This is a genomic window from Sinomonas atrocyanea (assembly GCF_030811715.1).
GTDB classification, from domain to species: Bacteria; Actinomycetota; Actinomycetes; order Actinomycetales; family Micrococcaceae; genus Sinomonas; species Sinomonas atrocyanea_A.
This window is the reverse complement of the sequence record NZ_JAUSRH010000021.1, coordinates 1-13,061: the sequence shown is the minus strand read 5'-3', so window position 1 is coordinate 13,061 and position 13,061 is coordinate 1. Positions and strand designations below refer to the sequence as shown.

Here is a 13,061-nt window from a genome sequence, read left to right as displayed (position 1 = left end):
GCGCCGGCCCCCCCCCGGGGGGGGGGGGGGCCCCCCCCCCCCCCCCCCCCGGGGCCCCCCCCCCCCGGGGGGCCCCCCCCCCCCCGGGGGGCCCCCCCCCGCCGCCGTCGTCCGTACAGGGGTGACCCTGCGCTCTCTTCCGGACGTGGCTCCCCGACACGACGGAGATGACTCCCCAACACGGCGGAGATGACTCCCCAACACGGCGGAGATGACTCCCCGCCACGACGGAGGTGGCTCGCCGACGGCGGCTAGACTCGGAAGCCGAGGACAGGGGCCGGTCGGTCCCCGACGTGAGATGGGAGTGTGGATGGCCCACGAGAGGAAGCTTCGGATCGCCGCGGTCGGGGACGAGCTCCTGGCCGGCAACGGAGACCCGCGGGCGCTGGGCTGGTTCGGCCGGGTGCTCGCACGGACGCCCCGCGAGGAGGTGACCCTCGAGTCGTATGTGCTCGCCGCGCCCGAGGAGGGCACCGAGGGCCTGGCAGCCCGCTGGGAGGTCGAGACCATGCGGCGGTTCGCCGCCGGCCACGAGAACCGCCTGGTGATCGGGCTATCGGGCCGGGACATCGCCTTCGGCGTCTCCCCCGCACGCAGTCGCCTGAACGTCGCGAACATCCTCGACACCGCACAGCAGAACAGCGCCGAAGTCTTCGTGGTGGGCCCGCCGCCCACGCTCGACCCCGCCCAGAACCGCCGGCTCGCTGAGCTCAACACGGCCTTCGCCGACGTCACCACGCGGCGCAACTACTACTACGTCGACACCTTCTCACCGCTGCTGAACCACGAGCAGTGGCGCACCGATCTGGCCGGCAACGCCGGAGCGCCGGGACAGGCCGGCTACGGCCTCATCGCCTGGCTCGTGCTGCACCGCGGCTGGTTCCCGTGGCTGCGGCTTCCGCAGCCGCAGTAGGCTCCGCTCCGCGGCGCGGAATCGGCCGCCCGACGCCGGCGCGGGGGCCCGAGACGACGCGGTCGCCTTCCGCGCGGCACTGGGGACCTCCATCCGCTAGACTGGACGACGGCCTTCTGGGCCACCGGTGCCGGCGACGGCGCCAACCCCTGTAGTCGAAAGAAGGAGGCCAGCCCATGAGCAAGCGTGCACGCAAGCGCCGTGACCGCAAGCGCGGAGGCGCGAACCACGGCAAGCGCCCCAACACCTGAGCGCAGCTGCGGTCCGCGACGCGGATACGGATGATGCCCCGGACCACTGGTCCGGGGCATCATCCGTATCCGCGGCCGTCCGGCCCAGAGCCTGACCGGCCCAGAGGCCCTTGTCAGGGCCAGACGTCAGGCCTCCGCGCGCAGGGAGTGGATCTTGCTCAGGATCGAGTCCTTGAGCGCGGCCGGCGCCTGCTCATGGCAGCTGCGCTTCATGGCCGAGCGGATCATGCACTCCAGGTCATGCTCCCCCAGGCACTCGGGGCACGACTCGAGGTGGTCGCGGATCTCTGCGACCTCGTGCGCGGGGAGCGCTCCGTCGAGGTACTCGTACAGCCGGTGGAGGCGGCTGTCGTCACAGTCGCCCAGGCCCTGGCAATCGCTCATTGTTCCTTCTCCTGGGATGCCGCCACGGCCCGGGCCCCGGCGAACCCGCGCTCGGCGGCGTAGTCCGCGAGACGGTCCCGGAGCATCTTGCGGCCGCGGTGCAGGCGGCTCATGACCGTGCCGATGGGGGTGTTCATGATCTCCGAAATCTCCTTGTACGCGAAGCCCTCCACATCCGCGAAGTAGACCGCCAGGCGGAACTCCTCCGGGATCGACTGCAGGGCCTCCTTGACGTCGGAGTCCGGGAGGTGGTCCAGCGCCTCCGCCTCGGCGGAGCGGAGCCCGGTCGAGGTGTGCGACTCCGCGCGCGCGAGCTGCCAGTCCTCGACGCTGTCCGTCTGCGCCTGCTGGGGCTCCCGCTGCCGCTTGCGGTACAGGTTGATGTATGTGTTCGTGAGGATCCTGTACAGCCACGCCTTCAGGTTGGTGCCCGGCTTGTACTGGTGGAAGGCGGCGAACGCCTTCGCGTAGGCCTCCTGCACGAGGTCCTCGGCGTCGGCAGGATTGCGGGCCATGCGCATCGCGGCCGAGTAGAGCTGGTCGACGTACTGCATGGCGTCGCGTTCGAAGCGCTCGCGGCGCTGGTCGTCCGTCTCGGCAGCAACCTCGGCGCGTGCGGCCGATCCGCCACCCGGACCGTGGACGGGGGGCTCTGGCTCGTGGGACTCGGCGGCACTCATCGCCGCCAAGTCTACTGTCGGTGCCGCACGGACTGCTGTGCGCACCTCGGGGCGTTCGAGGACCAGCACTCGGCTCCTTCCTTACAGCGACGCCTCTCGGCACCGTCTTCACCGTGCCCGGCGGCGCCGCAGATGCGGGCGGCCCAAGGCCGCGGTGAGGCGTTCTGCCCGCCGGACACGAGGGACAACGCGGCGGGAGAAGGAAAATATTCCCCAAAGGTGCCAGACTGGGTCGCGTCGGAACACGCCCGAACCCAGCCTCAGGAGGCCCGATGTCCGCAGTCCGATTCCTCGCCCGACCGCTTCTTGGCTCATCATTCATCGTCGCCGGCGCGGGAAAGCTGAAGAACGCGGATGACACGGCGGAGCAGCTCTCTCCCGTGCTGCGCCAGGCGGCCGACGCCCTCCCGATCCAGGTGGACGAGAAGGTCCTCGCCCGCGCGGTGGGGGCCAGCCAGCTCGGCGCCGGGATCCTCTTCGCCCTGGGCAAGGCACCGCGGCTGTCCGCGTCCGTGCTGGCCGTCACGAGCGCGCTGAACACGTTCGTCGAGTGGCGCAGCGCCGACATCAGCACTCCCGCGGGCCGCGAAGCGCGCCGCACGGGGCTGCTGAAGAACCTCTCGCTCCTGGGCGGCGTGCTGCTCGCGAGCGTCGACACCAACGGCCGCCCGTCCCTGGCGTGGCGCACGCAGCACCTCGCCGCGGATGCCACCAAGGCCGGCCGGCGCCAGTTCGCCGGCGCCCAGAAGCACACGAGCAAGGCGGTGCACCGCGCCGCGCGCCGCGCCGAGCACACCGCCCGGCGGGCGCAGCGCACCGTGCGCTCCACGGCGAAGGAAGCGGCCAGCGCCGCCTCGGACGTCCTCTCGTGAGCCACTGGCCGGCGCCCTTCGCCGATCGGCCGGTCGACGCCACCGTCACCGTCCCCGGATCGAAGTCGCTGACCAACCGCTTCCTCGTGCTGGCCGCGCTCGCCGACGGCCCCTCGCGTCTGCGGGCGCCGCTCCACTCGCGCGACTCGGCCCTCATGGTCGAGGCACTGCGCACGCTCGGCGCCACCGTGACGGAGGTCGAGGGCGACGGCGAGTACGGCCCCGACCTCGAGATCGTCCCGGCCCCGGGCGGCCCCAGCGCCCCGGATCTCGGCAGCGTGTCCGTCGACTGCGGGCTTGCCGGCACCGTGATGCGGTTCGTGCCGCCGCTCGCCGCCCTCGCCCGCGGCGTCATCGCGTTCGACGGCGATCCGCACGCGCGGGTGCGGCCGATGGGCCCCGTGATCGATGCCCTCCGCGCGCTCGGCGTCGGGCTCACGTCCCCCGACGGCGGCGCCCCCCGCTCGCTGCCGTTCACGGTGCACGGCACGGGGGAAGTGCGCGGCGGCCATGTCGCCGTCGATGCGAGCGGCTCGAGCCAGTTCGTCTCCGCACTCCTCCTGGCGGGCGCCCGCTTCACCGACGGGCTCCACCTCGAGCACATCGGCGGACCGGTGCCGAGCCTGGACCACATCTCGATGACCGTCGAGGTCCTGCGCGGCGTGGGGGTGGAGGTCGACGACACGGTCCCCCACCACTGGGTCGTCGCGCCCGGCCCCATCCGGGCCTTCGACGTCCGGATCGAGCAGGACCTCTCCAATGCCGGCCCCTTCCTCGCCGCGGCCCTCGCCACCCGGGGCACCGTCCGCGTCCCCAACTGGCCCGAGCACACCACCCAGGTCGGCGACGCCTGGCGCGAGATCCTCCCCCGCCTCGGCGCCCAGGTGAGCCTCGACGCCGGCACCCTCACCGTCCGCGGCGGCGAGCGCATCACCGGTGCGGACCTGGCCGACACGAGCGAGCTCGCCCCGACCGTCGCGGCGCTGTGCGCCCTGGCGGACTCCCCTTCGCGCCTGACGGGCATCGCACACCTGCGGGGCCACGAGACGGACCGGCTCGCCGCGCTCGTCGCCGAGATCACGCGGCTCGGCGGCGACGCCGAGGAGACCGACGACGGCCTCGTGATCCGGCCGGCCCCGCTCCACGGCGGCGTCGTCCGCTCCTATGCGGACCACCGCATGGCCACCGCCGGGGCCATCCTGGGCCTCGCCGTCCCCGGGGTCGAGGTCGAGGACATCGCCACGACGTCGAAGACCATGCCGGAGTTCCCCCAGATGTGGGAGCGCATGCTGGGCCGGCACGCGCAGGCGGGAGCCGGCTCGTAGCATGGGGCAGCGCGAGTGGGACGAGAGCGATGTACGCGTCCGCCCGAACAAGCGCGGGAGCCGTCCGCGCACCAAGGACCGGCCGAGCCACGAGGACGCCGTCGTGGGCCGCATCGTCACCGTCGACCGCGGCCGCTACACGGCCGTCCTCGACGAGGACACGCCCCAGGAGCGGGTCGTCATCGCCGCGCGGGCCCGGGAGCTGCGCCGCACGCCCGTGGTGCCCGGCGACTTCGTGGGCCTCGTGGGAGATGTGAGCGGCCGCCCCGACTCCCTCGCCCGGCTCGTCCGCATCGAGGAGCGCTCGACCGTCCTGCGGCGCAGCGCCGACGACACGGACCCGATCGAGCGCGTCGTCGTCGCGAATGCGGACCAGCTCGTGATCGTGGTGGCCGCCGCGAACCCGGAGCCCCGCACCGGCTTCATCGACCGGGCCCTCGTCGCCGCCTACGACGCGGGGATCGAGCCGCTCCTGCTCGTGACGAAGGCCGACCTGAAGGACCCGGCCGCCCTCCTGGCCAACTACCGTCTCCTGCCGCTCACCGTCGTCGTGAGCCGCACCGCCGAGGAGCCTGCAGCGGGCGCGCCCGCCGAGGACGGCGCCTCCGCCAAGCTCGACGACGAAGCCGTGGACCGGCTCCGCGGCCAGCTCGGGGGCCACGTGACCGTGCTCCTGGGCCACTCGGGCGTGGGCAAGTCCACGATGGTCAACGCGCTCACCGGGGCCGACCGCGCAACCGGGGGCGTCAACGCGGTGACCGGGCGCGGCCGGCACACCTCCTCCTCGGCGCTCGCGCTGCGCCTCGCCGACGCCCCGCCCGGGAGCTGGATCATCGACACGCCCGGGATCCGCTCGTTCGGGCTCGCCCACGTGGACCCGGACCGGATCCTGCACGCCTTCGGCGACCTCGAGCCCGGGATCGAGGCCTGCGAGCGCGGCTGCCGGCACGACGCCTCGGCGGTGCACTGCGGTCTCGACGCGTGGGTCGCGGACGGCCACGCGGGCGACGCCGGCCCTGCGCGCCTCGCGTCGCTGCGTCGCCTCCTGGGAGCCGGACCGCGCGAGGAGGCGCAGGACGAGAAGGAACTCGGGGTCTAGGCTGGGCTCCCGTGCAGGCTGTGCTCCCGTCTAGGCTGTGCCTCGCGGCCGGGGCACGCGCCAGAGGATAGCGTGGGTGCATGATCTCAGCGACCGAGAACTCCTACAACGACGACCTCCGCCTCGCCCACGTCCTGGCGGACTCGGTCGACGCCCAGACGATGGAGCGGTTCAAGGCCCTCGACCTCAAGGTGGAGACGAAGCCGGACCTCACCCCGGTCACCGACGCCGACCGCGCCGCGGAGGAGGCGATCCGCGGGCAGCTCTCCCGCTCGCGGCCCCGCGACGCGGTGGTGGGCGAGGAGTTCGGGACCACGGGCCACGGGTCCCGCCGCTGGATCATCGACCCGATCGACGGCACCAAGAACTTCGTCCGCGGCGTTCCCGTGTGGGCCACCCTGATCGCCCTCGCGGACGGCGACGAGATCGTGGTCGGCGTGGTGAGCGCGCCGGCCCTCGGGCGGCGGTGGTGGGCGGCCAGGGGCACCGGCGCCTACACCGGGCGGTCCCTCGCCTCGGCCACGCGGCTGAAGGTCTCCGACGTCTCGAAGCTCCAGGACGCATCCCTGTCCTACTCCTCGCTCTCAGGCTGGAAGGAGCGCGGAAGCCTCGAGGACTTCATCGGCCTCACCGACGAGGTCTGGCGGACCCGCGCCTACGGGGACTTCTGGTCCTACTGCCTGGTCGCCGAGGGCGCGGTGGACATCGCGACCGAGCCCGAGCTCGCGCTCTACGACATGGCCGCGCTCGTGCCGATCGTCACCGAGGCCGGCGGCCGGTTCACCTCGCTCGACGGGCAGGACGGCCCGTGGGGCGGCAACGCGCTCGCGACGAACGGGATCCTGCACTCCGAGGTGCTCGCGAAGCTCAACCCCGGCCGCGACGACCTCCTCCAGCACTGACCCGGGCCATGGCTCCCGCCCGCGCGGAGTCACCGTTCGTCACACTGGACCGATGCGGGCCGCTGCGCGTGCGCGGCCCAGCGCCGGTGCCCTAGGGTCTTCCCAAGGTCACGAGTGCCAGCGCGAAACCCCGGTTTGCTGGCCGGCAACCCTCCCTGACGCGGCGGGGTGCCCCGGGTGACGACCGGGCCGGTCCGGAACGGATGCGGCAAGCGCGGACCCGAGGGTCCCTCGCCTGTGAGGAACGCCGATGAGCACTGTCCTGTCCCCCACCGCTGACGCCGCCGGGCTGAGCGAGCGGTACCCCGACGCGCTCGAGCCGCTCGCCGCCGTCGTCGGCGCCGATCTCGCCGCGCCCCTCGTGGGCGGCGGGAGCGTGCGGTACGCCAATCTCGACTACGCCGCGTCGGCCCCCGCGCTGGCCGAGGTCGCCGACTACCTCACCGAGGTGCTGCCCTTCTACGCGAGCGTGCACCGCGGCGCCGGGTACGCGTCGCAGGTCAGCACGAGCGTCTACGAGAACGCGCGCGGGATCGTGCGCGGCTTCGTTGGGGCCAGGCCCGACGACGCCGTCGTGTTCACGCGCAACACCACGGACTCCCTCAACCTGCTCGCCGGCTGCGTCCCGCCCGGCCTCGACGTCCTCTACCTGGACATCGAGCACCACGCCAACCTCCTGCCCTGGCAGGGGCGCCCCCACCGCAGCGTCGTCGCCGCGGACACGGTCGCCGAGACGCTCGAGCGGCTCGGCGCCGAGCTCGCCCAGGGCGGGGTGGGCCTGCTCGCCGTCACAGGCGCCTCCAACGTCACCGGCGAGGTCCTGCCCCTCGCCGATCTCGCGGCCCTCGCCCACGCCCACGGCGCCAGGATCCTCGTCGACGCCGCCCAGCTGGCCCCGCACCGCCGGATCGACATGGCCGGAGGCGCCGGAGCCCAGGCGGACATCGACTACCTCGCGTTCTCGGGCCACAAGCTCTACGCCCCCTTCGGCAGCGGCGTGCTCGTGGGCCGCCCCGACTGGCTCGACAACGGACGGCCGCACCTCGCCGGAGGCGGCGCGGTCAGCGAGGTGCGGCTCGAGTCCGTGGCCTGGGCCGCAGGCCCCGCCCGGCACGAGGCCGGCTCCCCCAACGTCCTCGGCGCGGCGACGCTGGCCCGCGCCGCCCAGGTCCTCGGCGCCCTGGACACCGACACGTGGGCGCGCCACGAGGAGCAGCTGCGCGACGCGCTCGTGGACGGGCTGGAGGCCATCGACGGCGTCGCCGTCCACCGGCTCTTCTCCGACGCGCCGTCGGCGATCGGCGTGGTGAACTTCTCGGTCGCCGGCTACGACGCGGGCCTCGCGGCCGCCTGCTTCTCCGCCGAGCACGGCATCGGCGTGCGGGACGGGAGGTTCTGCGCCCACCCGGCCCTGACCCGGCTGGGCCTGCCCGCGGGGTCGCTGCGGGCGAGCTTCGGCGTCGGATCGCGGCTCGAGGACGTCGAGCGGCTCGTCGCCGCGGTCCGGCAGCTCGTCGACCGAGGCCTGGGCATCGACTACGCCGTCGACGCCGGGCGCTGGGTCCCTGCCCGCGACACGCGCGCCTTCCCGGCCTGGGCACCGAACACCCCGGGCACCGCGGGGGCCGCGCCGTGCACCCTCGGCGGGTGAACGGCGTCGTCCGCACGCCGTAGGAGGCCGCGCACCGTAGAGTGGTGAGCCGGAATCCACGGGAGGGACTATGGGACGCGGCGGGCCGAAGTTCGACGACGCCCGGCGGCGCGAGCTGGCGACGGCGTTCGCAGCGGGCGGCGAGCACTACGAACGGGTGCGGCCCGGCTATCCGCAGGAGGCGGCCGACTGGATCGTCCCCGACGGGGCGCGGACCGCGGTCGACCTCGGCGCCGGCACCGGCAAGTTCACCGAACTCCTCGTGGCGCGCGGGCTCGCCGTGACGGCCGTGGACCCTTCCGCGGACATGCTGGCCCAGCTGGCCGCCAGGCTCCCCTCGGTGACGTGCGTCGCGGCGCCCGCCGAGAGGACGGGGCTGCCTGAGGCCTCCGCGGACGTGGTCGTCGCGGCACAGGCCTGGCACTGGTTCGACACGGCCGCCGCGACCCGCGAGGCGGCCCGCCTGCTCCGCCCCGGCGGCCGCGCCGGGCTCGTGTGGAACCAGCTCGACACGCGCATCCCCTGGGTCCACCGGCTCTCCCGCATCATGCACGCCGGCGACGTCCACAAGCCCGACTACCACCCGCCGTCCGGCCCCGAGCTCCACGGCTGGGAGCCGCTCGTGATCGCCTGGGAGGACCCCATCACCCCCGAGGGCATCGTGGAGCTGACGAAGTCCCGCAGCTACTACCTGCGCGCGTCCGAGAAGCACCGGCGCCGGGTCGAGGAGAACCTCGCCTGGTACCTCTTCGAGCACCTCGGCCACTCCCCCGGCGAGACCCTCGCCCTGCCGTACGTCACCCAAGCGTGGCGCGCCACGGAGGCGCCGCTCTGAGGCGGCCGCGGAGGACCTTGCCGGACGCCGGGGCCCATCGTAGTATTTAGGCATACCGAAAACTTATGTTTGGCGTGTCTAAGTGCCAGGCAGGTGCTGGCGAGGAGGCCGGTCGAGGGTGGACAGGACGCTGAAGGCCGCGCAGGGCGCGGCCAGGGGCCGCTCCCGGCGGCCGCTGCTCCTGGGGGTCCTCGGCCCCGCGTTCGTCGCCTCGGTGGCCTACGTGGATCCCGGCAACGTCGCGGCGAACCTGACCGCGGGCGCGCGCTACGGCTACCTGCTCATGTGGGTCCTCGTCCTCGCCAACCTCATGGCGATGCTCATCCAGTACCTCTCCGCGAAGCTCGGTGTCGTCACGGGTCGCACCCTGCCGGAGCTCCTGGGGGGCCGCCTGCGGCCCGGTCCCCGCCGGCTGTACTGGGCCCAGGCCGAGATCGTCGCGCTCGCCACAGACCTCGCGGAAGTGGTGGGCGGGGCGCTGGCGCTGCAGCTCCTGTTCAAGGTCCCGCTCCCCGTGGGCGCCGTGATCGTCGGGGTCGTCTCGATGGGGATCCTTGCGATCCAGGACTTCCGCACGCAGCAGCGGTTCGAGCTGGCGATCGTGGCCCTCCTCGCCGTCATCGCGCTCGGCTTCCTCGCCGGACTCGCGGTCAGCCCGCCCTCGCCCTCCGGCATGGCGAGCGGCCTCCTTCCCCGCTTCGACGGGCCCGACTCGGTCCTGCTCGCCGCCTCGATGCTGGGGGCCACCGTGATGCCGCATGCCATCTACGTCCACTCCGCACTGTCCCGCGACCGCCACCGAGGAGACGCGGACGGCCACCCGGGCGCCCCGGCCATCCGGCGGCTCCTGCGCGGGACGCGGCTGGACGTGGTCATCGCGCTTGGCGTCGCGGGCATCGTGAACATCGGGATGCTCCTCCTTGCCGCCTCCACGCTCGGCGGCACCGAGGGCACGGATTCGATCGAGGGAGCGCACGCGGCGATCGAGAGGGTGCTCGGGCCGGCCGTGGGGATCGTCTTCGCCGTCGGGCTGCTCGCGAGCGGCCTCGCCTCCACCGCCGTGGGCTCCTACGCGGGCGCGACGATCATGCAGGGGCTGCTCGAACGCCGCATCCCCCTCGTGCTCCGCCGGGCCATCACCCTCATCCCCTCGGTGCTGGTCCTCGCCCTCGGCGTCGACCCGACCTGGGCCCTCGTCGTGAGCCAGGCGGTCCTCAGCTTCGGCATCCCGTTCGCCCTCGTCCCGCTCATCCGGCTCAGCACCTCGGCCGACGTCGTCGGGGAGCACACGCTGCGGCCGCCGCTCGTGGTCGCCGCATGGCTCAGCGCGGCACTGGTCATCGTGCTCAACGTCGCGCTGCTCTGGCTCACGGTCGGCCCGCTGCTCGGACGGTAGGGTGGGTGGCGTGAAAAGCCAGCTCTCCTCGTCCACCGAGGACTACGTGAAGACGATCTATGCCTTCACCGAGTGGCAGGACGCCCCCATCACGTCCTCGCAGCTCGCCGCACGGCTCGGCGTGGCGAACTCGTCGGTGTCCGAGATGGTCCGCAAGCTCAAGGACCTCGGACTCGTGGACCACCGCCCGTACGGCGCGGTGCGGCTCACCGAGGAGGGTCGGCGTGTCGCGCTCACCATGGTACGGAGGCACCGGCTCCTCGAGACCTTCCTGGTGAACGAGCTGGGCTACAGCTGGGACGAGGTGCACGTCGAGGCCGAGCTGCTCGAGCACGCAGTCTCAGACCTCTTCGTCGAGCGTCTGGCGGCCAAGCTCGGCGACCCCTCCCGCGACCCGCACGGGGATCCGATCCCGACGGCGGAGGGCGCCGTGCCCCGGATCGACGCCCATCGCCTGAGCGAGCTGGACCCCGGGCACGCCGGACGGATCACCCGCATCAGCGACGAGAACCCGGATCTGCTGCGCTACCTCGCGCAGGAGAGGATCTTCCTCGACACGGACGTGACGGTGGTGCGGCGCAAGCCGTTCGGCGGTCCGCTCGTGGTCCGCATCGACGAAGGCGGTGGCTCGCGCGACTTCGACGTCGCAGACGAGGTGGCCGACGCCGTGTGGGTCAGAAGCGGGCCAGCGCACCCGGGCTGCACGCTCGAACCGGGAACCTAGTACTTCCGCCGGAGCCAGAACGCGAGCACCGTGTCGGCGAGCGCGAGGACCGCCAGCGCGACGCCCAGCGGCAGCCCGCAGGCCGCTGCGGCCAGGCCGGCCGCCGCGAATGCGGCCAGGGCCATGAGGGGCCGCCAGGGCCACGCGATCCTGCGCCGCGCCTTCGGCGCCATGAACAGGCCCCACGCCACCGCGAACGTGGCCGCCAGGACCAGGCCCGCGACCGCACCGCCGGCCCCGGGGACGAGCCTGCTGCCGACGTACCAGGACGCGCCGAGGGCCGCGACCTCCAGGAGGAACGCGAGCGCGGCGTGCAGCGCCCCCCACGGCCCGGTCGGCACCCCGGGCCCGTGCGGGACGGGCCGGCGGGCGTCCCGGCGGCGCGTGGCGTCAGAGGTCATGGGCGTCCCTTCCAGAGCGTGTGCGGTGCCCTCGTGCCCCGATCCTAGCGGCCGGGATGCCCACGGCAGAGGTCGCCGCGGCGGCGGCGAGCAGGAGCGCCGTGGCGGCCGTCCCCCGCCGGAAGCCGACGTCGTCGAGCACCCCTCCGACGATCGCCCCCGAGGCGGCGATGGCCACGAGGGAAGCGACGCGGGCGGCGGCGTTGTTCACCGCGGAGCCCACGCCCTCCGACCCGGCAGGCACAGCCCCCAGGACGGTCGAGGTGAGCGGCGCGACCATGACCGCGAGGCCCAGCCCGAGCAGCACCATCGGACCGAAGACGTCGCGCCAGTACTCCAGCGGCGGAGCGGACAGGGCGAGCCACACGAAGCCCGCGGCGGCGATCGCAGGCCCGGCGGACATCGGCAGCCGCGGACCGGTCCGGCCCGTCAGGCGCGCCACCGTGCCGGAGAGGAACAGCATCGGCAGCGTGGCCGGGAGCATCCCCATGCCGGCCGCGAACGCCGTGAGCCCCATCCGCTGCTGGAGGTAGAGGCCCACGAGGAAGGCCCCGAGCCCGAGGGCTCCGTAGGCCCAGACAGTGGCCACGTTCCCGGCTGCGAAGGTGCGGTTGCGGAAGAGGGCCAGCGGGAGCTGCGGCGAGGCGGCGCGGCGCTGGCGCCCGGCGTAGGCGGACACGGCCACCATCCCGACCCCGAGCGGGCCGAGGACCAGGGCGCTCCCCCATCCCAGCGTCGTCTGCCAGATCAGGCCCAGGACGATGCCGCCGAGGCCCACGACTCCGAGCGCGGCGCTGGCGAGGTCGAACGGCTCCGTCCGTGCCGGCCGCGGGGCGGCCCCGCGGTGCAGCACCGCAAGCGGCCTGGCCAGGACGGCGGCCGGGACGAGGTTGACGAGGAACACGAGCCGCCAGCTGCCCAGCGTCACGAGGGCCCCGCCGACGAACGGCGCGGCCACGGACGCCGCGGCCGTCCACGCCGTCCAGCGCGCGATGAGCCGGAGCCGGACCGGGCCCTCCGAGGAGGCCGTGATGAGCGCCAGGGCGCTCGGGGTGATGAGGGCGCCCGCCGCGCCCTGCAGCACCCTCGCTCCCACGAGGAACCAGCCGGCCGGCGCGAGGCCGCAGGCGACCGACATGAGCGTGAACGCCGCGGTGCCGACGGCGAGCACCCGCTCGGTGCCGAACCGGTCCGCGACCGCCCCGGCCGCCAGGAGCAGCGAGCCGAGGGTCAGGAGGTAGCCGTCCACCACCCACTGCTGGAGCAGGAGTCCGCCGCCCAGCTCGCGCTGGATCGCCGGCAGCGCGAGGCTCACCCCCGAGGAGTCGATGATCACGAGGCAGCTCGAGGTCACGGCCGCGAGCAGTACGCGGCGCAGGCCCGCCGCATCCGGGGCGTTCACAGTGCCATCCTGCCCGCTATCGGTGGCGGGCACGAGGCTTGGGCCCCCGCGATACTCCGGCCCCGCGGCGGCCGCGGGGTTAAAACACCGCAGCGGCCCCACCGGGAGGGGGGGCCGCGGGGGGGCAGGGGGGGGGTGGGGGGGGTTTTAACCCCCGGCGGGGGGGGTTTGCCAGGGTTTGTCAGGGCGGCGGGTGGGTGGGGGTTTGGGGGCCCCCGCCCGCATT

14 protein-coding genes and 1 riboswitch are annotated in these 13,061 nt (G+C 73.9%); of the genes, 10 read left to right on the top strand and 4 right to left on the bottom strand.

What is annotated here, in order from left to right; genetic code table 11:
- Positions 1-310: 310 nt before the first annotated feature.
- On the top strand, positions 311-913 hold the full coding sequence (locus J2W21_RS19635; protein WP_307116201.1) for a GDSL-type esterase/lipase family protein: 603 nt from the start codon (positions 311-313) through the stop codon (positions 911-913).
- 176 nt (positions 914-1,089) lie between these two features.
- Positions 1,090-1,164, top strand: coding sequence for a 50S ribosomal protein bL37 (locus J2W21_RS19830; RefSeq protein ID WP_369299106.1), 75 nt, complete (start codon positions 1,090-1,092; stop codon positions 1,162-1,164).
- 126 nt (positions 1,165-1,290) lie between these two features.
- Here J2W21_RS19830 and rsrA read toward each other — a convergent pair whose 3' ends face one another.
- Positions 1,291-1,548: a mycothiol system anti-sigma-R factor gene (gene rsrA / locus J2W21_RS19630; RefSeq protein ID WP_307116200.1), complete on the bottom strand. Its 258-nt coding sequence runs from the start codon at positions 1,546-1,548 to the stop codon at positions 1,291-1,293.
- Entirely contained in the window at positions 1,545-2,228 is a 684-nt protein-coding gene (locus tag J2W21_RS19625) for a sigma-70 family RNA polymerase sigma factor (protein WP_307116199.1), read from the bottom strand. Before J2W21_RS19625 ends, rsrA begins: the two co-directional genes overlap by 4 nt.
- Before the next feature lie 272 nt (positions 2,229-2,500).
- On the opposite strand from J2W21_RS19625, the gene J2W21_RS19620 reads away from it, so the two are divergent.
- The 8 genes from J2W21_RS19620 (at position 2,501) to J2W21_RS19585 (ending at position 11,032) form a co-directional block, all read left to right on the top strand.
- Positions 2,501-3,100 (top strand): DoxX family protein, encoded by a 600-nt coding sequence (locus tag J2W21_RS19620; protein ID WP_307116198.1) that lies wholly within the window; start codon positions 2,501-2,503, stop codon positions 3,098-3,100.
- Entirely contained in the window at positions 3,097-4,425 is a 1,329-nt protein-coding gene (aroA, locus tag J2W21_RS19615) for a 3-phosphoshikimate 1-carboxyvinyltransferase (RefSeq protein ID WP_307116197.1), read from the top strand. The genes J2W21_RS19620 and aroA overlap by 4 nt, the downstream gene beginning before the upstream one ends.
- 1 nt (position 4,426) lies before the next feature.
- The gene (rsgA, locus tag J2W21_RS19610) at positions 4,427-5,524 is read left to right on the top strand and encodes a ribosome small subunit-dependent GTPase A (protein ID WP_307116196.1); all 1,098 of its coding nucleotides are present in this window, start codon (positions 4,427-4,429) and stop codon (positions 5,522-5,524) included.
- 80 nt (positions 5,525-5,604) lie between these two features.
- Positions 5,605-6,426, top strand: coding sequence for a histidinol-phosphatase (gene hisN / locus J2W21_RS19605; RefSeq protein WP_307116195.1), 822 nt, complete (start codon positions 5,605-5,607; stop codon positions 6,424-6,426).
- 106 nt (positions 6,427-6,532) lie between these two features.
- A riboswitch (SAM riboswitch) is annotated at positions 6,533-6,647 on the top strand.
- Between the two features lie 29 nt (positions 6,648-6,676).
- Positions 6,677-8,077: an aminotransferase class V-fold PLP-dependent enzyme gene (locus tag J2W21_RS19600; RefSeq protein WP_307116194.1), complete on the top strand. Its 1,401-nt coding sequence runs from the start codon at positions 6,677-6,679 to the stop codon at positions 8,075-8,077.
- 70 nt (positions 8,078-8,147) lie between these two features.
- Positions 8,148-8,912 carry a class I SAM-dependent methyltransferase gene (locus tag J2W21_RS19595; protein WP_307116193.1) on the top strand — a complete coding sequence of 255 codons (765 nt, stop codon included), beginning with the start codon at positions 8,148-8,150 and terminating at the stop codon, positions 8,910-8,912.
- A 118-nt stretch (positions 8,913-9,030) separates the two neighbouring features.
- Complete coding sequence (locus J2W21_RS19590) at positions 9,031-10,308, top strand: Nramp family divalent metal transporter (RefSeq protein WP_373423132.1); 1,278 nt, start codon at positions 9,031-9,033, stop codon at positions 10,306-10,308.
- A gap of 10 nt (positions 10,309-10,318) precedes the next feature.
- Complete coding sequence (locus J2W21_RS19585; RefSeq protein WP_307116192.1) at positions 10,319-11,032, top strand: metal-dependent transcriptional regulator; 714 nt, start codon at positions 10,319-10,321, stop codon at positions 11,030-11,032.
- Here J2W21_RS19585 and J2W21_RS19580 read toward each other — a convergent pair.
- On the bottom strand, positions 11,029-11,433 hold the full coding sequence (locus J2W21_RS19580; protein WP_307116191.1) for a DUF2568 domain-containing protein: 405 nt from the start codon (positions 11,431-11,433) through the stop codon (positions 11,029-11,031). The two genes, J2W21_RS19585 and J2W21_RS19580, sit on opposite strands and share 4 nt — an antisense overlap.
- Entirely contained in the window at positions 11,423-12,835 is a 1,413-nt protein-coding gene (locus tag J2W21_RS19575) for an MFS transporter (protein ID WP_307116190.1), read from the bottom strand. The genes J2W21_RS19580 and J2W21_RS19575 overlap by 11 nt, the downstream gene beginning before the upstream one ends.
- Positions 12,836-13,061: the final 226 nt, after the last annotated feature.